Annotated in this window: 17 protein-coding genes; 8 read left to right on the top strand and 9 right to left on the bottom strand. The window is 57.5% G+C overall.

Annotated elements, in window-relative coordinates; all coding sequences use genetic code 11:
- Nucleotides 1-9: 9 nt before the first annotated feature.
- A complete protein-coding gene (locus JK199_RS03345; RefSeq protein ID WP_244984863.1) occupies nucleotides 10-2,397 on the bottom strand; it encodes a TonB-dependent siderophore receptor in 2,388 nt (795 codons plus the stop codon).
- Nucleotides 2,398-2,547: 150 nt separating this feature from the next.
- Here JK199_RS03345 and hrpB point away from each other — a divergent pair, with 150 nt between their 5' ends.
- The 3 genes from hrpB (at nucleotide 2,548) to JK199_RS03330 (ending at nucleotide 6,732) form a co-directional block, all read left to right on the top strand.
- On the top strand, nucleotides 2,548-5,112 hold the full coding sequence (gene hrpB / locus JK199_RS03340) for an ATP-dependent helicase HrpB (RefSeq protein WP_212373866.1): 2,565 nt from the start codon (nucleotides 2,548-2,550) through the stop codon (nucleotides 5,110-5,112).
- 131 nt (nucleotides 5,113-5,243) lie between these two features.
- On the top strand, nucleotides 5,244-6,335 hold the full coding sequence (locus JK199_RS03335) for a S1C family serine protease (protein ID WP_212359798.1): 1,092 nt from the start codon (nucleotides 5,244-5,246) through the stop codon (nucleotides 6,333-6,335).
- Nucleotides 6,336-6,570: 235 nt separating this feature from the next.
- Nucleotides 6,571-6,732: a hypothetical protein gene (locus JK199_RS03330; protein WP_159102910.1), complete on the top strand. Its 162-nt coding sequence runs from the start codon at nucleotides 6,571-6,573 to the stop codon at nucleotides 6,730-6,732.
- A gap of 105 nt (nucleotides 6,733-6,837) precedes the next feature.
- Here JK199_RS03330 and JK199_RS03325 read toward each other — a convergent pair whose 3' ends face one another.
- Complete coding sequence (locus JK199_RS03325) at nucleotides 6,838-7,692, bottom strand: aldo/keto reductase (protein WP_212373864.1); 855 nt, start codon at nucleotides 7,690-7,692, stop codon at nucleotides 6,838-6,840.
- 282 nt (nucleotides 7,693-7,974) lie between these two features.
- Here JK199_RS03325 and JK199_RS03320 point away from each other — a divergent pair, with 282 nt between their 5' ends.
- The gene (locus JK199_RS03320) at nucleotides 7,975-8,421 is read left to right on the top strand and encodes a DNA polymerase III subunit chi (protein ID WP_212373862.1); all 447 of its coding nucleotides are present in this window, start codon (nucleotides 7,975-7,977) and stop codon (nucleotides 8,419-8,421) included.
- Nucleotides 8,422-8,591: 170 nt separating this feature from the next.
- Entirely contained in the window at nucleotides 8,592-9,230 is a 639-nt protein-coding gene (locus JK199_RS03315) for a DUF3159 domain-containing protein (RefSeq protein WP_212373860.1), read from the top strand.
- 236 nt (nucleotides 9,231-9,466) lie between these two features.
- Here JK199_RS03315 and JK199_RS03310 read toward each other — a convergent pair whose 3' ends face one another.
- The 6 genes from JK199_RS03310 to JK199_RS03285 all read right to left on the bottom strand — a co-directional run bounded on the left by JK199_RS03310 (nucleotide 9,467) and on the right by JK199_RS03285 (nucleotide 15,890).
- The gene (locus JK199_RS03310; RefSeq protein ID WP_212374097.1) at nucleotides 9,467-11,182 is read right to left on the bottom strand and encodes a M28 family metallopeptidase; all 1,716 of its coding nucleotides are present in this window, start codon (nucleotides 11,180-11,182) and stop codon (nucleotides 9,467-9,469) included.
- 215 nt (nucleotides 11,183-11,397) lie between these two features.
- Nucleotides 11,398-11,520, bottom strand: coding sequence for a DUF2474 family protein (locus tag JK199_RS03305; protein WP_212356256.1), 123 nt, complete (start codon nucleotides 11,518-11,520; stop codon nucleotides 11,398-11,400).
- An 11-nt stretch (nucleotides 11,521-11,531) separates the two neighbouring features.
- Nucleotides 11,532-12,563, bottom strand: a complete 1,032-nt coding sequence (cydB, locus tag JK199_RS03300; RefSeq protein ID WP_025827876.1) for a cytochrome d ubiquinol oxidase subunit II — start codon at nucleotides 12,561-12,563, stop codon at nucleotides 11,532-11,534.
- A gap of 2 nt (nucleotides 12,564-12,565) precedes the next feature.
- The gene (locus JK199_RS03295; protein ID WP_077930249.1) at nucleotides 12,566-13,999 is read right to left on the bottom strand and encodes a cytochrome ubiquinol oxidase subunit I; all 1,434 of its coding nucleotides are present in this window, start codon (nucleotides 13,997-13,999) and stop codon (nucleotides 12,566-12,568) included.
- A 314-nt stretch (nucleotides 14,000-14,313) separates the two neighbouring features.
- Complete coding sequence (locus tag JK199_RS03290) at nucleotides 14,314-15,288, bottom strand: cytochrome-c peroxidase (protein ID WP_212373859.1); 975 nt, start codon at nucleotides 15,286-15,288, stop codon at nucleotides 14,314-14,316.
- Nucleotides 15,285-15,890 (bottom strand): hypothetical protein, encoded by a 606-nt coding sequence (locus tag JK199_RS03285; protein ID WP_212373857.1) that lies wholly within the window; start codon nucleotides 15,888-15,890, stop codon nucleotides 15,285-15,287. The genes JK199_RS03290 and JK199_RS03285 overlap by 4 nt, the downstream gene beginning before the upstream one ends.
- 73 nt (nucleotides 15,891-15,963) lie before the next feature.
- Between JK199_RS03285 and JK199_RS03280 the strand changes: the two genes are divergently transcribed.
- The 3 genes from JK199_RS03280 to JK199_RS03270 all read left to right on the top strand — a co-directional run bounded on the left by JK199_RS03280 (nucleotide 15,964) and on the right by JK199_RS03270 (nucleotide 20,287).
- The gene (locus tag JK199_RS03280; RefSeq protein WP_212373855.1) at nucleotides 15,964-18,174 is read left to right on the top strand and encodes a TonB-dependent receptor plug domain-containing protein; all 2,211 of its coding nucleotides are present in this window, start codon (nucleotides 15,964-15,966) and stop codon (nucleotides 18,172-18,174) included.
- A 115-nt stretch (nucleotides 18,175-18,289) separates the two neighbouring features.
- Nucleotides 18,290-19,732 (top strand): DUF2252 domain-containing protein, encoded by a 1,443-nt coding sequence (locus tag JK199_RS03275; protein ID WP_212373854.1) that lies wholly within the window; start codon nucleotides 18,290-18,292, stop codon nucleotides 19,730-19,732.
- Nucleotides 19,733-19,981: 249 nt separating this feature from the next.
- Nucleotides 19,982-20,287, top strand: coding sequence for a hypothetical protein (locus JK199_RS03270; RefSeq protein ID WP_212373852.1), 306 nt, complete (start codon nucleotides 19,982-19,984; stop codon nucleotides 20,285-20,287).
- Between the two features lie 267 nt (nucleotides 20,288-20,554).
- Here the strand turns inward: JK199_RS03270 and JK199_RS03265 are convergent, their stop codons facing one another.
- Nucleotides 20,555-22,930 (bottom strand): TonB-dependent siderophore receptor, encoded by a 2,376-nt coding sequence (locus tag JK199_RS03265; RefSeq protein ID WP_342356281.1) that lies wholly within the window; start codon nucleotides 22,928-22,930, stop codon nucleotides 20,555-20,557.
- Nucleotides 22,931-23,198: the final 268 nt, after the last annotated feature.

The raw sequence follows: 23,198 nt of genomic DNA, 5'->3' as shown, positions 1-23,198 counted from the left end.
GCGCCATTTTCAGAAATTGCTTTGCACGGTCGCCATAAAGCTCCGTGGTTCTCCATAATAATTGTAGTAATAAACATTCCCCAGACGCTGATAATAGCGTGTGTTGGAAAGGTTGTTGACGGTAAACGTCATGTTCAGTTCCGGCCGCCACTGGTAGCCTACCTGCGCACTGGCCACCACATAAGCGCCCTGCCGCACGGTGCGGGTTGTGCCAAACGTGCTGCTCTGCGCATCCACCCCGGCCCCGATACTCCAGACATTGCGTGTCACCTCCGGCGCGGCAAAGCGGTAATGTGACCAGAGTTTGAAAAGATGCCGTGGGGAATTGGGCGTGTAAGGCAGACCGGCCAGACCGGAATCATCCTTCAGGATTTTATTATCATTAAAGGTGTAGCCAAGGCTGATGTCCCAGCCATCCAGCAGCCGCCCCAGTGTTTCAAACTCAAAGCCCTGACTGCGCACCTTGCCTGCGGCATGGTAGCAGGTGCTTGTGCCGGACAGGCCGCAGGTGGTCGTGCCGTCCTGATCTTCCATAGCCTTATTGCGTTCCAGAATATGGAAACCTGCGAGTGTCACACTCAGATTGCGATGGAAGAAGGAGCCTTTAAAGCCTCCTTCAATCTGCTGCCCCAGCACCGGCTTCAGCCGCCCGGTATGGCTGTAGGCTGACTGTGGCTGGAACGTATCCGTAAAGCTGACATAGGCGGCAACCTGCGGTACGATATGCCACACCAGCCCTAAATAGGGTGTCGGCACCGCACCGTTTTTCTGGCTGACAACATAAGGCGTGTTTTTAGACAGATTTTTGTATTTATACTGATAAAAACTCAGTCTTCCGCCAAGCATCAGGTCAAGAGACGGCAGAAGCTGCACCCGTGCGGAGCCATACACCCCCACCTGTTGCGTGGGTTCGCGGTAGCGGGTGGTAATAGCCGGACGGATGGTGTCAGAAATTGCGGGCGCGAAAATATCCAGATTACTCAGGCCCGGCGTGGTGCGCCATGAGGCGGAAGACCCACCATCATACAGCAGATCGGAATCATAATTTGCGCCGATCAGCAGGTCATGTTTCCGGTTCAGCAGATGGACGGGTCCGGTAAAATACAGGTCCGCCCCATCATAAATTTCCCGGCCTTCATACCGTGCCACAACAAAATTTCCGGTCTTTTGCGCTGTGACGGCACTGTTCAGATAGGAGTAGTGCATGGAGCTGTCCGTTTCACGGTGGCGGCCCGTCAGCTTTGTACGCCAGCCGCCGCCAAACTCATGCTCCAGTTCTCCATCAAACTCATACATCGGGCTGCTGGTCTGGCCCCAGTTTGCCCCCACAAAACTGTTCCGTGCCAGATGCAGGTCCGCGCCGGAGGCCGCCATGGGCAGGCCCATAAAGCGTGTGGTGTCATTTTTCTGGCCGGTTGCGGAAACAGAGAGCGTGGTGTTGTCTGTAAGATGCACATCAATATCGGCGTAGGCTGTCCAGCGGGTATCGTGCGCGTTTTTATAAAAATAGTTGCGGTCTCCCCCTGCCAGCACAAACCGGCCCGTCACCTTTTTATTGCCCGTCAGCGGTCCGGTCACATCGGCATCCGCATGGAATGTATCCCATGACCCGCCGCTGAAATCCCCCTGCGCCCGGTAGGTATCCAGCGCATGTTTGCGCACAAAGTTCACGCTACCGCCCGGCGGAGCGGACCCCTGAAACATCCCGTCTGGACCACGCAAAACTTCAAGACGATCATAAATCGCCAGATCAAACTGCTGGCTGAAGGACATGCCGCCACTGGACGGCACGCCATCATATTGCGGCTGCACGGAATAGCCCCGTGACGTAAATCCTGCCGTGCCATCTCCATACAGATTGACATTCAGGCCCGGCACCTGTTTGAGCGCCTGATCCACCGTTGTCAGGTTCTGGTCATGCATCTGCTGGCGGCTGACAACGGAAACCGATTGCGGAATTTCATCCAGCCTTAACAGCATTTTTGTCATGGAGACCGCCTTCACCACATAACTACCCGTGCCATCTGTGGTGGCGTTCCTGTGACGCTGCCCCTGCACCAGAAGTTTTTCAACACTGCCCGGAATTTCATTCTCATCAGATACAGAAAGAGCTTTTTCTGACTTCTGCGTGCTTTTTGCGGAATAGCTCGCTTTTTTTGCGGCATCTTCCACCGCACCGGATGCCGTGGCGGCAAAAGCCGGTGCGCCACCCATGCCAAGCCCGGCCCCGCAGAGCATCAGCCCTGAGCAGGAGAGCAGCCCTGCTTTAAAACGCATCATCATCATTCCTGCTCTGTCTCCGGCATGGTCTGTGGTCGCTGTCTGCCATGCTCTGTGCGGGCCCTGTGCCTCAGCATGGCGCATCCCGCTGCTTTCGTTATTAAGAATTAGTCGCATTATCACTTCTCTGTGAAGCGCCGCAAGAGAGACGACACCCAATTTATAAATTTTTTTTATGAACCCTTAAAAACCAGCTTCGGACCACGCCGCCTTTCCATTCCCCATTTTCAAATTGCAGGCAGCCCACGCCACCGCCATAACAGCCTGATGCCGAACCAGCCGCTTTCCGCCTCCCCCTTTGCCATTGCCGATGGCCTGCCCGTGCAGGATGTGCTGCCCGACCTGTGTGCCGCACTTGCCCGCCCCCCCACGGCAGAACAGCCCGCTTCCGCCATTCTGGTCGCGCCACCGGGGGCAGGAAAAACCACAACAGTTCCCCCGGTTCTGGCCGCCGCACCCTGGCGCGGGGAGGCAGACCGCATCATCATGCTTGAGCCGCGCCGTCTGGCGGCCCGCGCCGCCGCAACACGCATTGCGTCCCTGATGGGAGAAGAGGCGGGCGGGTTTGTCGGCTTTCGCACCCGGCTGGAGTCCGTTGTGTCCGACCGCACGCGCATTGAAGTGCTGACGGAAGGCCTGTTTTTGCGCCGCCTGCTGGGTGACCCCATGCTGGAAAACGTCGCCTGCGTGATTATTGATGAAGTGCATGAACGCTCTCTGGATGCGGACCTCGCACTGGCCTTTTGTCTGGACCTGCAACGCACCCTGCGGCCGGACCTGCGGCTGGTCGCTATGTCCGCCACAGCCGAGACCGAACGACTTGCCGCGCTCATGCACGCCCCGGTGCTGACCAGCGAAGGCCGGATGTATCCGCTCACGGTGCAGCACGCCAAACGCGATATCCCGCATCTGCGCGATCTGCCTGCCGTAACCGCCGCAGGCGTGCGGCAGGCGCTGGTGGAAACAGAAGGCGATATTCTGGTCTTCCTGCCCGGCACCGGGGAAATCCGCCGCACTGCCCAGTTGCTTGAAGACTGCTCCGCCATCGTGCTGCCCCTGCATGGGGAACTGCCCCCGGCAGAACAGGCTCTGGTGCTGCGCCCCGGCCCCGCCGGGCAACGGCGCGTGATCCTCTCGACGTCCATTGCGGAAACATCGCTCACCGTGCCCGGTGTGCGCGTTGTGGTGGATTGTGGTTTTCGTCGCGCACCGCGCTTTGACGCTGGCGCGGGCCTTTCCCGGCTGGACACGCTGCGCATCTCCCGCGCCGCCGCCCGCCAGCGCGCAGGACGCGCAGGGCGAGAAGCCCCCGGTACTGCCTTCTGCCTATGGACAACCGCCACGGAACGCGGCCTGCCCCAGCATGACCGCCCGGAAATTCTGGAAGCGGACCTGTCTGACTTTGTGCTGGCCACGGCATTATGGGCCGATACGGTCGGCCAGTCTGACACCCCTCTGCCCCTGCCTGACCAGCCCTCCGGCAGCGCGGTAGCCGCCGCCCGGGAGTTGCTGATTATGCTCGGCGCTCTGGATGAAGAGGGGCAGATAACCCAGCATGGGCGTGACATGGCCGCCCTTGGCACCCATCCGCGCCTTGCCGCGATGATGCTGGCGGCCCGCACGGCGGAGGAAGCCGCTCTGGCGGCAGACCTCGCGGCCCTGCTGGAAGAACGGGACCCTCTGCGCCCCCGCGCGGCAGGACGCGCAGGGCCACCGCCTGTTCCGCCCTCAGATATTTCTCTGCGGCTTGACCTGATTGCCGGGGGAGACCACCCGCAGGCAGACCGGGGCGCACTGGCCCGCATCCGTCAGGCGGCCTCGCGCTTCCGTCTGCGGCTCGGCCTGCGGGCACGCCAGCAGGCGGGGGGAGACCCTGCGGCGCTGATTGCCGCAGGCTTTCCCGACCGGATTGCTCTCTCACGCGGGGAAGCAGGGACCTTCCGCCTCTCCAATGGCAGTAATGCCCGCCTGCGCCGGGATGACGGGCTGGCCGAAAAAAAGCTGCTGGCCGTGGCCGGGTTGCATTTGCGCACCTCCGCCGAGATCCGGCTTGCCGCCCCGCTGGACCTCAACGCCCTGCCGCCTGCCTTGCTGGACCGCACAAAGGAGCAGGTGGAAACCTCGCTAGACCCGGTTTCAGGCAATATTCTCGCCCGGCGCCGCACCCGGATCGGCTGCCTTGTGCTGCGGGACCTGACGGAAAAAGTGCAGGCCGGAAATGCGGCCTCTCTCCTGCTCGCGCAGGCCAAAGCCACGCCAGACACGACGCTGGACTGGCCGGACGCCGCGCGCCAGTTGCAGGCACGGGTGGAACTGGCCCGCGCCCTGCCCGGTGGCGCAGGACCGGGTGAGGACTGGCCGGATTTTACCACACAGGCTTTGGCCGCGCGGATGGAGGAATGGCTGGCTCCATACCTTGAAGGCGTCACCTCACTGGCAGACCTGCGCGGGCTGGACCTGACAACGCTGCTGAAAAACCATCTGGGCTACACGCTCAATGCCTGGCTGGATAAGGAACTGCCCACCACTCTCCCCTTCCCCGGTGGTAAGGCGAGTGTGGACTATACGCAGCCCGTGCCCGTGGCCTCGGCCCGCGCGCAGGTCTTCTACGGCACGGAGGAGACACCAAAACTGGCAGGCGGGCGCGTGCCGCTGCGTCTGGCCCTGCTCTCCCCCGCTGGACGCCCGCAGGCCATTACGGCGGATCTGGCCGGATTCTGGAAAGGCGGCTGGGCCGATATGCGCAGGGACATGCGGGGCCGTTACCCCCGGCATGAATGGCCGGAAAACCCGGCTCTCAGCCCCGCCACCCCCCGGCGGCCAGCACGTTAAGGTTTTGTCACTTCAGTACCACTCTCCGTTGCAAAACAGCAGCATAGCGTGGCGCCAGAGCACACAGCCATTGCGCGGAAACGCTAAACCGGGCCAAAAGTCCTTATGAACGGAAAGCAGACCACACACTCATGAAGCGCTTCAGGCGGGGCCTGCCGGTTATGGCCGCACTCTGTCTGCCCGGTCTTTCCGCCGGGCTGAGTGTTGCCCATGCTGACCCGATCCCCCCTGTTCCGCTGGTTGCCGCCCCCGGCCCGACCAGCTTTGCGCCGCTGGTGCGCAAGGTTGTGCCTGCGGTGGTCAATATTGCCGTCACGCGGGATTCCGATTCCGGCACCCGGAAAAAACTCCCCTCCGCCGTAAAAGGCACCCCGCTGGAGCGCCGCTTCAGGGAGCGGATGCGCAAGCATGGGGATGAAGTTCTGGGGGCAGGCTCAGGCTTTATTCTTGACCCCTCCGGCGTGATTGTCACCAACGGTCATGTGGTGGAAGACGCGGATAAAATTACCGTCGCCCTTGTCAGCGGTAAGGAATTTTCCGCCCGGCTGATTGGTATTGATGATCTGACGGATATTGCTGTCATTAAAATTGACAGCCCCACCCCTCTGCCTTTTGTGGAATGGGGGGACAGCCGCCTTGTGCAGGTGGGGGACTGGATTATGGCGGCGGGCAACCCGTTTGGTCTTGGCTCCTCCGTGACTGCGGGCATTGTCTCCGCGCGTGGGCGGGATATCGGCACCGGGCCGTTTGATGATTTCCTGCAACTGGATGCCCCCATCAACCCCGGTAATTCCGGCGGCCCGACCTTTAATCTGGCCGGGCAGGTCATTGCGCTGAATACCGCCATTGTCTCGCCAACGGGCGGGTCCGTGGGGCTGGGGTTTTCCATCCCCTCTGAAATTGTCATTCCCGTCGTCAACGCTCTGCAACGCGACGGGCGTATTGACCGGGGCTGGCTGGGCGCCACGCTGGAAGATATTACCACCCATAACGGCACCCGCGTGGCGGAAGTGGACCGCAACAGCCCGGCTGCTCAGGGCGGCCTGAAGCGCGGTGACATTATTACTGCCATGGGCGGAGAGCATATGGACACCGCCCGCACCATGATCCGCGCCGTAGCCGCGGCCCACCCCAACAGCGCGGTGCAGATCAGCGTACAGCGGCAAAGCCAGCCTATGACGCTGACCATCCATATCGGCCACCGTCCGCTTTCTGAAGACTGAGGGCGCGTGGCGTCTTTAAAAATTACAGTTCCATGAAACAAGACCAGATTGGTCCATTACTTACGCAACCCAAATAAAGATTGACCCCACCCGCCTTCAGCGTAAAATGCGCGGGAAAAGGGATACGTTTTCAGAATAGTTGTTCTGGTGAGTGTGTTTCTTCATGACGCCGCACCCGGTTTTCCGGGCGTTGGCCATTTTTTCTGATGCTGTGCGCCACCGAAAGGGCTTCACCATGCAAATGTACGGTTTTCTGACACTGCTGGGTCTGGACATGCTGTATACCGGCCTCAAGCTGAACGACATGACCTTCGTGTCTTTCTGCATTGCCTTCGGTCTGCCGGTTGTGCTGATGGCAGGCTATGTGCTGGACAACATGCAGAAAGAAGGCGCCTGAGTTTTCAGGTCCGGTTTTTCTGAAAAAATCCGCAAAAAAATGCCGCCGAGGCTTCTGCCCGGCGGCTTTTTTGTGCCTGCGTCTCTCTGAAAGACCAGCCGCCCGTCAGATCATCTCAAGCGGCGTCTTGCTGGCAGGCGGCGGGAACGCTGTGTCCAGATCCGCCAGATCCTGCTCCGTGAGCGTAATGTCCTGCGCGGCAATATTATCCTTCAGATGCGCCAGAGAGCCGGCCTTGGGGATGGGCATGACATTGTCCATCCGCAGCACCCACGCCAGAGCAATCTGTGCCGGGCTTGCCGGGCCATGCGCGGTGGTATGCCGCGCGGCCACAGTGCGCAACGCCGGATTCCGGAGCAACGCCCCGCCCTGCCCGATGGGTGAATAGGCCATTGTCATGACATGCCGGAAGCGATTGGTATCCAGCAGGTCGTACTCCACGCCACGGTGTTCAAGACTATACAGAATCTGGTTAGCAGCACATTCACAGGAGCGGCTGTAGCGTTCCAGTTCCAGCATGTCCTCCACATCAAAGTTGGATACACCCCAGTAACGGATCAGCCCGTCCTCTTTCAGCTTGCGGAAGGCGTCAATCGTTTCCGCCAGCGGCACGCTGCCACGCCAGTGGAGAAGATACAGATCAATCCGGTCTGTCCCCAGCCGCCGCAGGGAGGACCGGCACGCTTTGGCCACCCCTTCTGCCGAGGCATTGCTGGGCAAAACCTTTGTCACCAGAAAGACATCATTCCGTACGTCCCGCAGGGCTTCTCCCACCAGACTTTCCGAGCGGCCCTGCCCATACATCTCCGCGGTATCCACCACCTTTAGTCCGGCTTCCACACCATGACGCAGGGATGCGACTTCCTCTTTCCATGTGGCGGAAGACTCCCCCATGTTCCAGGTCCCCATCCCCAGCGCGGGCAGTTTTGTGCCATCCGCCAGAGTGACTGTTTTCGCCATATCGCTTGCGTCCTTCTTCCTCAAACAGCGGCTGCGCTGGTCCACACGGCGCTTGCACGCCCAGACATCAGGCAAGCCCTACAGCCTCCGCCGGCGTTGCAACAGGCCGAACCAACGGGCTGGGCAGCCGTCCGGGCCAGAAACTGATACTCAAGCCAGCGCGGGAGCCTCACAATCGTTCCCCTGCGGGAGGCGCACATACCCGCAACACATACCGGCCCTCTGATTCCCTGCTAAAAGCTGATAGACTGCCGCCATGCCCGAGCACAGGACCCGCCCCGCATGACGCAGATCGGCTTTTATCACCTCACCCGCACCAGTGTGGAGGATGCTCTGCCCCAGTTGCTCTCCCGCACACTGGCCAGCAGGCAGAAAGCTGTGGTGTGGTGCGCTGGCAAACCGCTGCTGGATGCGGTTGATAAAGCCTTATGGAAAGTGTCCGACCCGGCATGGCTCCCACACGGCAGCGAAGGCATTTTATGCCCGGACCTGCAACCCATCTGGCTGACACTGGGCGAGGACGTTCCCAACGCCGCCCCGTTCCTGTTCCTGCTGGAAAGCCGCACCTGCCCGGACAATCCTCCTTTTGAGCGGGTGTTTGACCTGTTTGACGGGCAGGATGAAGCCGCCGTCGCCGCAGCCAGAGGGCGATGGACCGCCATGAAAGCCGCCGGGCATGATCTGGCCTACTGGCGGCAGGAAGACCGGGGCTGGAAGCGCGCCCGCTAAGAGCGTTTTGAATCGTAACGGATGTGCATTAAAAACACACTGAGCGCCAAAACGCTCACCCCCTGAATGCTCCACGTTCTTTCACGCGACATGGCCTGAGAAATATGCCCATAGTGCGCGCTACAGGCAGCCGGTTGCCAGACGATGGAAAACGCTCAGGGACAGTCAGAATGAAACGATTAACGGGCACGCTGGGCAGTCTCTTTCATACCTTTGGCAGTCTGATCCTGTACTGGGCGGTTTTCCTGCTGTTTGGTATCAAACCGGCCATTGCCGTGACGCTTGCCTTTATTGTGGCCGAGGTTATCTGGCGCGTAACAACCCGCCGCCCCTTTCCAGCTTTGTGGTGGTTTTCCAATATCATGGCGATGGTGTTTGGTCTTGTTGATCTGTACGCCAAAACACCGTTCATGCTGCGGTATGAAGCTACAGTCTCCAACCTTATCACCGCAGCATTTTTTGCCGCAGGAGCGGTGGGGGAAGAACCGCTGATCCTGCGTCTTGCCGCGAGTTCCAGAAACGGAGACACCATTCCAAAAGACCGTCCGGAAATCATACAGTTTTTCAGGGCTTTTACCGTCTTGTGGGCTGCCTATTTTGTCGCGCGCGCCGGGGTTTTTCTCTGGGTCATGACGGCCTTCCCCCTGACAAAAGCGCTCATGCTCCGCACCGTTATCAGCTGGGTTAGTCTCGGCGTCATGATGCTGATCAGCATGAACGGCCGCCGGGTGTTTATGCTCTGCCAGCGTCTGGGATGGTTTACCACACCCGCGCCGGTGCCAGCACCCGCACCGCTCACACCCAGATAATCCGCCTGCCAGTGCCCCCGGCAGTTTAATACATCACCCCGCACCCCCAGCAGGGGTGGCGTACCCGCCCCCGCCTGCCCTACGGCCAGCCCCTGGCACCCATGTGCCGCTAAAGCCAGAACTGCTCTTGGGTGTGCCATTCAGTTCCATACCGCGCGTTGGGCCTTTGTCGCCGTCGCCACAACGCACTCCCCATTGGCATTGCTTGCGGACATCTGCCTGTTTTTTAAAGCGGCTTACTGGCCACCCCGCACGGCAGCACTCTTAGCCCGGATTGCCGCGAATTCGGAACCGGCCTTCCACTGTGGCCAGTTTTGTGAAAATGCCAGACTGCGGCCAACGGTATAGAGAAGGGCCACATCTTCCGCCGCGCCGCGCACATCCCAGTCCGGGCTCCAGGCATCACATGCCTGATGGTAGCAGGCCATATAATCCTGCAACCATTTCCGCCCGGCAGGCACGCCGCCGTTCAGCAGGTCCGGATACCCCGCCATATCCATCAGAGCCGCCACCGGCACACCCGCGCGGGCAAACGGCAGATGGTCAGCGCGGTAGAACGCCCCGCGTTCGGGCATGGCTTCCGGCAGCATCACGCGGCCCTGTTTTTCCACAGCGGCGGCAATATCATCCTGCACCGTGTCCTGCCCGGCCCCAACCATAAAGACGTTGTGGGAGGGGCCTGCCATCTGCAACACATCCATCGTGAAATTGGCAGCGGTTTTTTCAAGAGGAGCCATCGGGTGGGCTGCATACCATGCGGAGCCAAGCAGCCCCCGTTCCTCAGCCGTCCATGAGGCAAACATCACCGTGCGTTCAGGGCGCGGGCCAGCTTTAAATGCGCGGGCAATTTCCAGCACGCCCGCAACGCCAGAGCCATCATCAATCGCGCCGTGACGAATAACGGTCTGGCCCTGCGCATCCCTGCTCATGCCAAATGCATCCCAGTGCGCGCCAAACATCACGGTTTCATCTGGATGTTTGCTGCCCGTCAGTTTGCCCAGCACGTTCTGGCTTTCCAGATGGGAGACCTCAACCGGCACATCGAGAGAGAACCGGGCCTTGGGCAAGGTCACAGGTTTAAAGGAGGCCTGACGCGCCTGCACCCGTAACGCTGGCAGATCCAGTCCGGCCTGAGCAAAAACCTTTGTGGCCGCCGGGGTGGAAATCCAGCCCTGCATCAGCACAGGCTGGGCTTCCCCGCTCTGCGCGATATCAAAAGACTCACCACCCGGTGCAATCACGGTGGGCCAGCCATAGGCGGCACCGGGCGTATCATGCACAATCAGCGCGCCAATGGCCCCGCGACGGGCTGCTTCCTCATATTTGTAGGTCCAGCGGCCATAATAGGTCATGGCGCGGCCACCGAATTTACCGGCTACGGCTTCATCCGGTTTTGCATCAAAATCAGGATCGTTAATCAGGAAGACCGCAATCTTGCCTTTGAGATCAACATCTTTGAAATCATCCCACCCGCGCTCGGGTGCATGCACGCCATAGCCCACAAAAACCAGCGGTGCATTGCGGATTGTCAGGCGGTCCACCCCGCGCGCGGTGGTAAAGTAAACATCCTGCACCTGCTCCAGCTTCAGCGTGTTTTTGGCAAATGCCACCTGAAGGAGGTCCGGCTTGCCAACGCGGGTATGCTGCAACGGCACACGCTGCGTCCACCCGCCGTTCTCCCCGGCGGGTTCCAGACCAATCTGCTTATACTGCTCAATCAGCCATGCGACGGTCTTTGCCTCACCGGGAGAACCGGGGGCACGACCTTCAAACGCATCGCTCCCCAGAACCTTCATGGCGTCAGACATCCGCTCCGGGCTGATGGGCGCATAAACGGACGGAGAAACCTCCTTCGCCTGTGCCGCAACAGAAAGCCCCAGCGGCCCCACAGCAACCACAAGTGCCGTGGCGGACGCAGCGCAGGCCAGCAGACCACGCCGAAGGCCCTGCATGCCTCCCTGACGGACAAGTCTGCTCCGGAGTGTGTGGTCTGTCGTGCGCATCATGCTGTGTCCTGCCTGCGGGTCGGGAAAAAATAAAGCCTGAGAGAATAGTCAGGACCATTTCCATAAAGCAACTGCACAGCACAAAAACGAACAGGGTGCCTCCAGCGGAAAACTGGAGACACCCTGTTCCCTAGCACCGTCCCTGCCGGGCGATGGACCGTTTACGGATGGATCAGCAGGCGCAGGACACCAGCCACAACACCTAACCCGGCAACACCCCCAGCCCACAGGCCCACAAACCAGAGCAGCCTGAGCCACAACGGGCGTTCTGCTGTGTGCTGCATTGCCGCCTCCCTCAATGGTAGCTCTCGCTATGCTCGTTCACCGGGCCACGGAAAACATGATACGCAAAAGCTGTGTAGGACAGAATGAGCGGGATCAGCACCGCAGCGCCCACGAGCAAAAATGCCTGACTGGAGGGCGGAGCCGACGCCTGCCAGATGGTCATGCCCGGTGGCACGATATACGGCCAGATGGAAATCCCCAGTCCGGAAAAAGACAGGAAAAACCAACCCAGAGCACAGAAAAACGGAATACGGCGGGAGACCCCGCCCCGCAGCGCCCGGACCATGACCAGTGCCAGAACAAGCACGGCCACCGGCACAGGGGCCACAAAGAGAATACGCGGCCAGTCCGTCCAGTTCTGCATGTATGTCACGTGCAGCGCGGGGGTCCAGAGCGACACCGCGGCAATCATGCCCAGCATGGCGAGGGAGAGAAGGCCGGACCACCTGCGCATGGTGTCCTGCAACGTGCTTTCTGTGCGCCAGACCAGCCATGTGGCCCCCAGCAGCGTATAACCAACTGCCACAGCCAGACCGCAGAACAGCGGGAACGGCGCCAGCCAGTCAAAACTGCCGCCTACAAATGCATTATTCTCCACAGCAATCCCGGAAACCAGCGTGCCCAGAATAACGCCCTGCATTATCGCTGCGACCAGTGAACCGCCACAGAACCCGATATCCCACACGTCCCGCATTGCTTCCGTGTGCATCCGGGACCGGAATTCAAACGCCACGCCACGCATAATCAGCGCGAAAAGCATAATCAGCACAGGCAGATACAAGGCAGGCAGGATGGTGGCATAGGCGTTGGGAAAGACGCCATAGAGCGCTGCACCGCCAAAAATCATCCATGTCTCGTTACCATCCCAGACCGGTGCAATGGTCTGCACCATTACATTCCGATAGGTCTTGTTACGCTCGGCAAGAAAAAGAATACCCAGCCCGAGATCAAACCCGTCCAGCACGATATAAATAAAAATCGCCATTGCCGCGAGAACCGCCCAGACAATGGGAAGCCAGTAGGCTGCACCTGTCAGATCCATGATCAGCTTTCCTTCCCTGTAATGCCTGTTGCCGCGGTGCCCGAAACAGCCGCCTGCATGGAGGCCGCCCGCTGGGGGGCGTGCGCATCCGGCCCGGCTTCACCCGCATGGGGTTCCTGCGCAAAACCGCGCAGAAGGATGCTGATGCCCGAGGCAAAAACAATGAAATAGACGATAACAAACACAACCAGTGTCGAGGCGATGCTCCCAGCCGCCACGGGTGAGGCGCTCTCCGCCGTGCGCAGCAGGCCATAAACGGTGTAAGGTTGCCGCCCGACCTCCGTTGTCACCCAGCCACACAGCATGGCGATAAAGCCTGCCGGGGCCATGAGCAGCGCAAAACGCTGCAACAGCACATCCGAACACAACCGGCCACGCCAGCGCAGCCAGAGCGAATACACCCCCAGCACTGCCATAAGCATCCCCAGCGCCACCATGATGCGGAAACTGAAGAACACAACAGGAGACGGGGCGCGCTGGTCCTTCGGGTAATCCTTCAGGCCTGGTACCTTTCCCTCAAGGCTGTGGGTCAGGATAAGCGAACCGAGCAGCGGCACTTCTACCTTGTAACGTGTCGTTTCATGCTCCATGTCCGGAATACCAAACAGCAGTTCCGGTGCGCGGCTCTGGCTCTCCCAGTCCCCCTCAATCGCAGCGATTTTGGCAGGCTGATATTTCAGCGTGTTCAGCCCCTGCGTATCCCCCGCCAGAATTTGCAATGGAGCGACAATAGCCGCCATCCACATGGCCATTGAGAACATGATTTTCACGGCCTCGGTCGGCGCGCGCCCTGCGCGTCTGGCACGCAGCAGATGCCAGGCCCCGACCCCGCCAACCGCAAAGGCCACGCACAAAAACGCTGCCAGCGCCATATGCACAAGCCGGAACGGGAAGGACGGATTGAAAACAATGGCCCACCAGTCCGCCGGGATAAAGCGGCCGGTTCCGGGTTCAATCGCATAGCCCTGCGGCGTCTGCATCCATGAGTTGGAAGAGAGGATCCAGCTCATGGAAATCAGCGTGCCGAGGGACACGACGCAGGTGGCGAAAAAATGCAGTTTCCGTCCAACCTTGTTCATGCCGAACAGCATGATGCCGAGGAAGCCCGCCTCCAGAAAGAAGGCCGTCATGACCTCATAACCCAGCAACGGCCCTAAAATTGGACCTGCTTTTTGTGAAAACTGCGCCCAGTTGGTCCCGAATTCATAAGACATGACCAGCCCGGAGACCACGCCCATGCCAAAGACAATGGAAAAAGCCCGCAGCCAGTAACGGAACAGATCCAGATAGACCTGCCGCCCGGTTTTAAGCCAGAGCCCTTCCAGCACCGCCAGAAACGCGGCCAGCCCGATGGAAAAGGCGGGAAAAACAATGTGAAATCCGACAGTAAACGCAAATTGCAGTCGTGCCAGAAATAAGGGGTCCAGTGCGCCCACGAGGCTCGTACTCCATATTCAGAACGTACGCGCCTTCAGGAACTGGTCTTCGACGACACGAACGTGGTTTCAGTGCGAAACATTCCCGGTCTCAGTGCCTGAAATGTCGCCGCATGGTGTCCGGGTGTTGCACCAGAGCCGTGCGGACGACAAAGCGTTTGTCATCATGACATCATAAGCAGGCGTTATGTTGGACGCAGCACAAAGGGGAAGGTTGCGCACGCTCTCCGGCACAACGCCCGGAAAGCGCGCAGACTGTGACCATCCGGCAACAGCGGGTTGAGCAGACAGGCTCAGTAAAAAAGCCAGATGCTCTATATCGGGCAGGTTTCCGGCGGCAGGGCAAAAGCCGGGTTATGCAGAAAATCCGGGTCCGTCAGTGTCTGGAGGAACGCTTCCAGCGCCTGTTCGTCCTGCGCGGATAACGCGGGGCTGTGGCTATGGGCCTGGAGTGCGGCGCGCAGCGTGGGGGCTGAGCCATCATGGAGATACGGCGCGGTCACGCCCACATTGCGCAAGGAGGGCGTTCTGATCCGCGCCGGATGGTCTGTGTTGATCTTATGGAAGGACTGATCACTCAGCAAAAAGCCGCTATGGCACGCCGCACACTGCGCCGGGCCGAAAAATAGAATGGCCCCGCGCCGCGCTGGTGCGGGCAGAACCGCCTGTTTCTTTTGCGCCTGATCCCACAGGCTGTTCCGGGAGATCAGGGTGCGCTCAAACGCGGCGAGCGCCTGCGGCACGGTGCGGGCGTCAATCCGTCCGTTATTCTTTTTGAAGGCCGCAGCAAAGAGTTTCTGATAACAGGCCTCCCCGGAGACCCGATGCAGGAGCGTTGCCCAGCCGGGCATCCCCATTTCCACCGGCCCGTGCCCGAAAACTGGCGTCGCTACCTGCTGTTCCAGTGTGGTGATGTGCTGGTCCAGCCATGTCAGGGTTTTGAAAGCGCCAACATTCCCAAGCGACGGGACGTTGCGCACCCCCGCCTCATCCGTAATACCGGCATGGGTTGCCATACCATCTGCAAACGCATGGCGCTGCTCATGGCAGGAGGCGCAGGCCATACTGCCATCACCCGACAAATCTGCATCATAAAACAGCCGCCGCCCAAGCTGGATGCGCGCCTCCTGTTCTGAAAGCGCAACGGGGCCAGACGCAGCCGAAGCACGGGCGTCTCCCCCTATGACAGAAGGCGTTTGCGCCGGTGCGGCCGTGCAAGACAGCCCCCACGCGGCGGAGAACAGACACACCCCCGCCAGAAAACGCAGCACAGAGGTGGCTGGCCTCATGGGGTCCTGATCACCATCAGCGTCATGTCGGGCTTACCGCTGCCGCTTACTTCAACCACCGCACGACCGGCTTCCAGCGGAAAATCGACCATCTTGCCAATACCACTACAGGCTGGGCCGTGATTATGGCCAGAAGAGAGGATGGCTTTGCTGCCCTGCACCACATCCAGCCAGGCCCGGTTGCCGAGCATCACGCGATATGTCCCGGCCGCAGGCACATCAAACGCAAACATGCCGCCGGAACTCACCTTTCCGCCCGGCTGCTCGGGCCGCACCACATACTGCATGTCTGCCGTGGAACGGAGGTGTGCGGCCACGGCCTTGCCTGCGGTCAGCCTGACACTTTCCAGATCCTGCGATGTGGCAGCTGCCACAATGGGAGCAGGCTGCGCCCAGCCTTTCAGCGCCTCTGGCAAAGGGGCTGCCTCTTTAGGGCAGTTTTGCATTCCGTGGCCTGCATGATGCGGCACATCTGCCTGCATCTGCCCGGCCTCTCCTGCCTGCGCAGCAGCAGCCCGACCGGCAGATGTTCCCACGGCCATTGTCAGACCAAGTGATAAAACTGCCACAGATTTTAACGCAATTTGTTTCCTGATTGCCATAAGCCTCACGCTCCATCTATATACCGATGAATATTGTATACATTGATATATTGATAAAGGACCTTCCCTCTAAATGAAAGCCTTCCTCCCGGTGACCACGCGCACCCTTTCCGCCGTGACACTGGCCAGCCTGCTCTCCACCAGCGCAGGGGCGGCCCTTGCAGCACCTGCCCCGCTGACCACCACGCCGGACCTGCGTCAGGTTAAAAAGAAGGCTTCCAGACCAATCTCCGCACCCCCCGCTGCGGCCCCACAGACCCGCCCGGACAGCACCTATGATGCGCTGACCACAGGCAGCCTCCCTTATAACAGCCTGGTGGCGGAACGTAGCGCGTCCGACATTTTCGGCCCCGGTGAAATTACAGTCTTCGGCACCCCGCACCGCAATGCGCTGGTCGGGAATTCAACCGTTTCCGCTAATGCTATTTATACTCTGAACAAAAACACACTGGATGAAGCCGCGAACCTGATCCCCGGTGTCAACTCCGCCAATACCGGCGGTACGCGCAACGAGCGCACTATTCTGGTGCGCGGGTTCAACCGTTTTCAGGTGCCGCTCATGGTGGATGGTATCCGCATTTATCTGCCTGCGGATAACCGGCTGGATTACGGGCGCTTTTTAACACCCGACATCGCGGAAATTCAGGTTGCCAAAGGCTATGCCTCCGTTCTCGATGGCCCGGACGCCATGGGCGGAATGGTCAATCTTGTCACCCGAAAACCGCACAAGGAACTCGAAGGCGAACTGCGCGGGGGCACCATGCTGGGGCATGATGGCGGGTATTCCGGTTATAATGTGTTCGGGCTGATCGGCACCAAACATGAAAAATGGTACGCACAAGCCAACTTTGCCATCAATAACGTGGACCATACCGATCTGTCCTCCAATTATGACCCCACCCCCACACAGGGCAAAGGCAAACGGCTGCTGACAGATTCTCAGGACTGGCGCGTCAATTTTAAAGTTGGCTACACACCCAACGCCACGGATGAATACACCATTAACTACACCCGCCAGAGCGGTGAAAAACGCGCGCCGTTCAGCGTGACAGATTCCCTCAGCGCGCAAAAGGACTGGACATGGCCCGCGTGGGATCTGGACAGCCTCTCCCTCACCTCCCGCACCAGACTGAGCGACAGGCTCACCCTGCGGTCCCGCCTGTATCGTAATACCTTCTATAATCTTCTGAGAAGTTTTGATAACGCCAGCCTGAACACGCAGACAAAACCCAAAGCGTTTAACAGCTATTATAATGATACCGCGTGGGGCGGAAATGTGCGTCTGGATGCGGAAATTTCCCGCCGGGATACGCTGGGCATTGCATTCTATGGCCGACGTGATGAACATGCCGAGCACGAGCAGGTTTTTCCCAGCGGAGCCTATCAGCCCACCACAACCTCAGTTGAGGAAAGCTACAGCATTGCGGGTGAAAACGTGTTTCGGTTCCTGCCTAATCTGGATCTGACCACCGGCGTGAGTTATGACTGGCGCGTGCTGGACCGCGCGCAGGGGTATTCCGGCGGCATTATCCATTACCCAACCCGCAACCGGGGCGCACCCAACGGGCAGGCGCGCCTGAGCTGGCGGCCGGACACCGTGTCTGAACTGCATATCAGCGTGTCAGACCGCGTCCGTTTCCCGACATTGTTTGAGCGTTTCAGCACCCGGTTTGGCGGCGCGGTTTCCAACCCCGGCCTGCGCCCGGAACGCGCCCAGAACTATGAGCTGGGCGGTTCTCACACTTTTGGAAAGATTGAAGTGGCCGGAGCCCTTTTCTATTCTCACCTGACAGACCTGATTGCCTCTTTCCCTGTGCAGTATAACGGCACAACCGTCTCCCAGAGCCGGAACATCAATAGCGGGAACTATGCCGGGGCGGAAATTTCTCTGGCTATTCCTGTGCGTAAAAACCTTCTGCTGGGCGGGAATTATACCTATACGCATCAGGATGTGAGCGCCCCCGGCTCCTCCCCGCGCTACCGGCCTACGGATGTGCCCACGCATAAGGCGTTTGCCTATGTGGAATGGTCACCCATTAAAAAACTGCGTTTTGTGCCGAACGTCGCTATTTCCTCCAACCGCTGGACCATGAACTCCATTGGCACAACCTATTTCCGCACCGGGCATAACGTGAACATTTCCGCCCGTGTGGATTACCAGATCACCCCCAATGTGCAGATTGGCGCAAATGCCTCCAACCTGCTGGACCAGAATTATCAGATGGTGGGCGGCTACCCGGAGCAAGGGCGGAATTTTTACGTTAATCTGAAAATCTCCGGATAACCCCCTATAAAACTTTCAGAAAAACGCCGGAGCCAGAGATGATCAAGGCGCATGGCTGACCAGCGTTAAGATTAGTCTGTTGGCACGGCCTCCGGGCTGTGCCTAAAAATATCGTATGACCTCAGCCCCTCCGGCCCCGACTGCCAGCCTCCGCCCCCGCGCCCTCCGCCATGCCGAGGGCGTCAAGCTGCGCAAACGCACGCCCCGCACACAGCAGGCGGAGTGGCAGGCCCCCAAAAACAGGCAGGACCCGGTCTCCATTCTGGTAGAGCAAGGCATGCACCGCATCAGCGCGCTGCTGCCTGTGCGCTATGCCCGCATGGCGGCCTCACCCTTTGCATTCCTGCGTGGGGCGGCGGCTGTCATGGCGGCGGATCTGGCCGGAACACCCGCCGCAGGCCCCACAGTGCAAAGCTGTGGTGACTGCCATCTGGCCAACTTCGGCAGCTATGCCTCGCCGGAAGGGGTGCCGGTTTTTGATATCAATGATTTTGATGAAACACTGTCCGCCCCGTTTGAATGGGATGTAAAGCGTCTGGGCACGTCCCTTGTGCTGGCCGGGCGGGAAGGTGGCCTGTCCGACGGAGCCGCCAGCGCTCTGGCCCGCAGCATGGCGCAGGCTTACGCGCAGGAAATGGCCTATCTGGCACCGCTGAACCCGCTGGCCATCTGGGCGGAACGCATTGACCTTGCCGCCGCCATCGCCAGTTTTCAGGACAAGCAGGCCCGCAAAAAAGTGCAGAGCCTGCTGGATGCCCGGCTGGAAAGTGCGCGCAGCCATTTTGGGCTTGTGGCAGACAATGGCGGTGCCCCGCGCCTGACGGAAAAGCCGCCGCTCGTCATGCGCTTGCCGGAACAGGATGACACCATCCGCGCCGCTTTTGCCCGTTACCTCGCCACCCAGCCGCCGGAACGCGCCATTCTGCTCTCACGCTACACATTGCAGGATGTGATTTTCAAGGTTGTGGGGGTGGGTAGCGTAGGCACGTTCTGCGCAATCGGCCTGTTTGCCACACCGGATAATGAGGTACTGCTGCTCCAGATCAAGGAAGCACAGACCTCCGTCCTTGCGCCGCATCTGGCCCCCTCCCCGTTCCATAATCAGGGCGAGCGGGTGGTAACCGGCCAGCGCATTATGCAGACTGCGTCCGATGCGTTTCTGGGCTGGACGCATAGCGGCGGCACGGATGAAGTGGACGGTGAGACCGGCACCCAGCCTACCGGCCAGCGGCAGTTTTACGTCCGCCGCCTGAAAGACCAGCGGCTTGCCGCCATTGGCGCGGAATTTGCCCAGATTGGCCTGCCGGACTACGCACTCCTGTGTGGCCGCACACTGGCCCGCGCCCATGCCCGCTCTGGTGACGTTGCCACCCTTTCCGGCTATCTCGGCGCAGGCCGCGCCTTTGCCGATGCCATCGCCAGCTTCTCCACCGCCTACGCTGACCAGACCAAAGCTGACTGGAAAACTTTCTGCGCTGCAATCAAAGCCGGGCGGATTTTTGCGCAGGAGCCGGGGACGGCGCAAAAAGCGCCGGCGGCTTCTAAGAAAAAACCTTAAGCTTTCCAAACCAGTTCGATTGCGGTTGCAGAATTCTGTCTGCAACCGCGGCTCTATATATCAATCATGAGTAAGAAGATTGCTTTTCAAATTGAGCTGATATGGAGAGGTAGCAACAGGCCGTTTACTGAACAGTATATTTGAGAAACCAGACGCTCTCTTAAACAAGAGTGCAATCGTTTTCTATATGGAATTTATCTCACATACAAAACCATGATTAATTATTCTCATTTCAGAAAGAGATACTCAATGCTTAATGAATTACCTGAATTATCCGATAACACATGGAAATCTGCAGCAGAACAATTTAAAGACTCGGGATGGTTATCTGAATATTCTAAAATTCATTTTTATGTCAAAAACGTAAATAGAAAATTTGGAGATGAAATAAAAACAAAAATTTTTGAACTATGCAGAGCAAAAATAGAAAATATTTCCTATATTGAAGTTAATATTTTTGGCAACAATGGATGGGCTTTCTATAATTCTGAGCTATTCACAAGGGATGCCGCCCAAAAAAAATTAAAAGCCGAAACAGAAAAGGCAAATCGCTAAATGGTAAAAAATATGGATGAGATAAAAGCAATTTCCTTCTAACAATGCTTTCAATATTGATCAATTTGAAGAATTATTGTTAAGAGCGCTTCCTTATTTTAGGTATACGTGAGACTAAGGCGAATACAGTCTACCAACTCAAGAGTGTCTAGCAGACAAGTAGCTTTGGGGAGAAAGCGTCATGTCTTCTATGGGTCTCTAAATGTCTATGATCAGACATTTAGAGTTTCCAGTTCATACGTAAAGGGCGGAATAGTCTCTGAATGTTCAATAATGACCACGTAAGGTAAAGCTAAAAGTACGTGGCTCGCCATAGATCATGCCGTCGTAAAACCCTTCCTGACGCACGTAAGTCCGGTCTGTGAGATTGGTAATGTTCCCAGCAATATCAAGCCAGTTAGCAACGCGATACCGAGCCATAATATTGATAAGCGTGTAGCCTTTGACACGAAGGTTGGAAGAATCATACTTACCATTTCCAAGAGGGCGACCGGGATTGGTGGACCATTCTGTGCTGGACTGGCTGGAGATACCACCACCAATAGTCAGGTGATGGAGTTTTCCAGGGAAAGTATAACTTGTTGTAAGACGCACAAGATGATGGGGATCCTGACGATAGCTCAAACCTTTTTCGTAGAGATAACTGTAACCAAAGAATACGTTCCAACCGGGTAGAAGCTCACCCGAGGTATCAAAATCAATACCTTCTGTCTTAACACCATTGACAGATTCGTAAATCGCTTCCCCGGTGGTTGAATTTGTTGAACCAGTTGCCTGGGCAACATTGTTTTGACGGTTGAGATAAAATGCGAGTGACGTATTAAGGCGTTGCTTGAAGAACGCACCTTTCAAGCCCGTTTCATAACTTTTTCCCATGACCGGATCGAGGGGTTTGTTGCTGGCATCCCGCAGGTTCGACTGAGGTGTGTATACGTTTGTATAGCTTCCATAAATAGACATGGTCTTTGTAAAGTCATAGACCATACCAGCATAAGGGGTCAGGACAGCATTTTGCTGACCGGTACTGGTGGACCCTGAGTATTTGTTAGCTGTATTATACGTGCCGGTATAAGCTTGATAACTGCTCATGCGCCCACCCAGAATAAGGGAAAGCCCTTTGGCCAGGACAAACCTACCAGAAGCATACGCACCGTAATTTCGAGTGACATCAACCTCACGCGCGCGTGTGCGATGCGTGGCAAAGTTAGGGTAAGATCCGTCCCATGTCTGCCAGTTATCAATAGGAAGACCGGTTGCCCGATACTGACACCCTGAATAGGGATTGACACCTGCAATCGAGCAATTTCCTAAAGCCTTACTGAATGAATACTGTGTCAGTTCATCATTATATCCGTTGAACCCAAAGACCAGTTTATGTTCGCGGCCGAAAACATGAATAGGCCCAGAGATATGGACGTCGGCATTATCCCGCGCATCTTCATACTCAGCATGAAGAGCGTTCAGGTACGCCCCAGTCCCATCCTGATTCCAAAACCCCCCATAAGTTCCCCGTGATGCATTATTAATTTTTGCGACACCAAGGTTATTATAGGAACTCCCCTGAGTACGCATATAGCCGGCTTTCAGATGCCAGCCTGCTGAGAAATCATGATCGTAATTGATAAACGCCGTATACTGGTCACGCGTAGCCTGGCTCCAGTCCGCAGCAGGGTTGGTGCTACGAGGCAAATTAGTTTTTGTTCCATCTGCATACCAGATAGGAACATTGGTCCCCCAGGACGCACCATCATTACGGGTTCTTTCATATTGAAAGCCGAAATTGAGCGTATCGCGCGAAGAGATATCTGCCGTGAAATTAGCAAGAGCCCCAATACGGTTGACGTGTTCTCTTATCCTGAAGGTATCGGTGTCATCCCACGAAAACACATATCTGCTGCGAATAGTTCCCGAATGATTTAGAGGAGCATTAAGGTCCGCCATGACGCGGTGCTCGTTCCAATTTCCTAGTCTTAAAAGACCATTCGCGGAAAATTCTCTCTGGGGAGCTTTGCGTTGTAAGTAGATTGTTGCGGATGGGTCTCCCGTCCCGCCCAGAAGACCGTTGGCCCCACGGACGATCTGCACATTATCATACAGATCCATATTCATGGATGAGCCAACACCACCAAAGCTTGTTGAGGCATCAATCTGCATGCCATCAATCTTATAGTTGGTAATGTCGAAGCCACGAGCGCGATATGTTGTTCTCCCAGCGTTATCGTTTGCGTAGGATGTAACGCCAGGCGTGGTATTCAGAACGTCATCCAGGGTATTGATCTGCTGATCATCCATGACCTGCCGCGTCATAACCGTGACTGTCTGCGGTGTTTCCCGTAAGCTTAATGGCAACCCCGTGGAAGCACTTGTTTGTGGTGCTGTATAACTTCCCTGATCCCACCGTCTGCCTCGCACAAGAATGCTTTCATTAGTTTTGGGCGAAACAGTGGCTATATTTTTCTGTTTTGTAGTCTTTTTTGAAGATGATTGTTTATTATCTACGGATTTTTTCTCAATAACTTCGCCCGTATTTGTTTTCTTTTTTACGACATCTTCTGCCTGCACTGAAGATATTCCACCTAGAGAAAGGAACGTTGAGGCCAGCAGGGCTGCTACTCGAAGATGGGTTACATGGTGGAGTGTCACATCAATATCCTACTAGGAATGATTAGTGCGAATAATTATCATTTGCGGCGAAATACCAGTTACGCGCTGCAGTTGGTAGATTGAATAAATTAATTTTTATTCATTATTTCGATGTAGTAGCCCCTGATAACAGAGCAGGCATAGTCAAGGTGGAGCACGCGCCCAGCACCCAGAATTTTTACTAAAATGCCTCAGATATGACTAAGGCCCGTTAGCACTTAAAGTTCTTCCTATTTTTAGAGATGGAGGAAGGAGACGAAACAGACCG

Origin of the sequence: Acetobacter persici, from assembly GCF_018256955.1 — a bacterium.
Taxonomy (GTDB): Bacteria; Pseudomonadota; Alphaproteobacteria; order Acetobacterales; family Acetobacteraceae; genus Acetobacter; species Acetobacter persici.
Note: the sequence above shows the minus strand (reverse complement) of the source record. Positions and strands in the feature narration are given on the sequence as shown.

What these genes read in the sequence shown, in the direction of transcription:
- JK199_RS03275 (WP_212373854.1), top strand. Translation starts at nt 18,290, where the DNA reads ATGACCTCAGCCCCTCCGGCCCCGACTGCCAGCCTCCGCCCCCGCGCC.
- JK199_RS03315 (WP_212373860.1), top strand. Translation starts at nt 8,592, where the DNA reads ATGAAACGATTAACGGGCACGCTGGGCAGTCTCTTTCATACCTTTGGC.
- JK199_RS03325 (WP_212373864.1), bottom strand. Translation starts at nt 7,692, where the DNA reads ATGGCGAAAACAGTCACTCTGGCGGATGGCACAAAACTGCCCGCGCTG.
- JK199_RS03345 (WP_244984863.1), bottom strand. Translation starts at nt 2,397, where the DNA reads ATGCGACTAATTCTTAATAACGAAAGCAGCGGGATGCGCCATGCTGAG.
- JK199_RS03270 (WP_212373852.1), top strand. Translation starts at nt 19,982, where the DNA reads ATGCTTAATGAATTACCTGAATTATCCGATAACACATGGAAATCTGCA.
- JK199_RS03285 (WP_212373857.1), bottom strand. Translation starts at nt 15,890, where the DNA reads ATGGCAATCAGGAAACAAATTGCGTTAAAATCTGTGGCAGTTTTATCA.
- JK199_RS03330 (WP_159102910.1), top strand. Translation starts at nt 6,571, where the DNA reads ATGCAAATGTACGGTTTTCTGACACTGCTGGGTCTGGACATGCTGTAT.
- JK199_RS03335 (WP_212359798.1), top strand. Translation starts at nt 5,244, where the DNA reads ATGAAGCGCTTCAGGCGGGGCCTGCCGGTTATGGCCGCACTCTGTCTG.
- JK199_RS03310 (WP_212374097.1), bottom strand. Translation starts at nt 11,182, where the DNA reads ATGCAGGGCCTTCGGCGTGGTCTGCTGGCCTGCGCTGCGTCCGCCACG.
- JK199_RS03290 (WP_212373859.1), bottom strand. Translation starts at nt 15,288, where the DNA reads ATGAGGCCAGCCACCTCTGTGCTGCGTTTTCTGGCGGGGGTGTGTCTG.
- JK199_RS03280 (WP_212373855.1), top strand. Translation starts at nt 15,964, where the DNA reads ATGAAAGCCTTCCTCCCGGTGACCACGCGCACCCTTTCCGCCGTGACA.
- cydB (WP_025827876.1), bottom strand. Translation starts at nt 12,563, where the DNA reads ATGGATCTGACAGGTGCAGCCTACTGGCTTCCCATTGTCTGGGCGGTT.
- hrpB (WP_212373866.1), top strand. Translation starts at nt 2,548, where the DNA reads ATGCCGAACCAGCCGCTTTCCGCCTCCCCCTTTGCCATTGCCGATGGC.
- JK199_RS03305 (WP_212356256.1), bottom strand. Translation starts at nt 11,520, where the DNA reads ATGCAGCACACAGCAGAACGCCCGTTGTGGCTCAGGCTGCTCTGGTTT.
- JK199_RS03320 (WP_212373862.1), top strand. Translation starts at nt 7,975, where the DNA reads ATGACGCAGATCGGCTTTTATCACCTCACCCGCACCAGTGTGGAGGAT.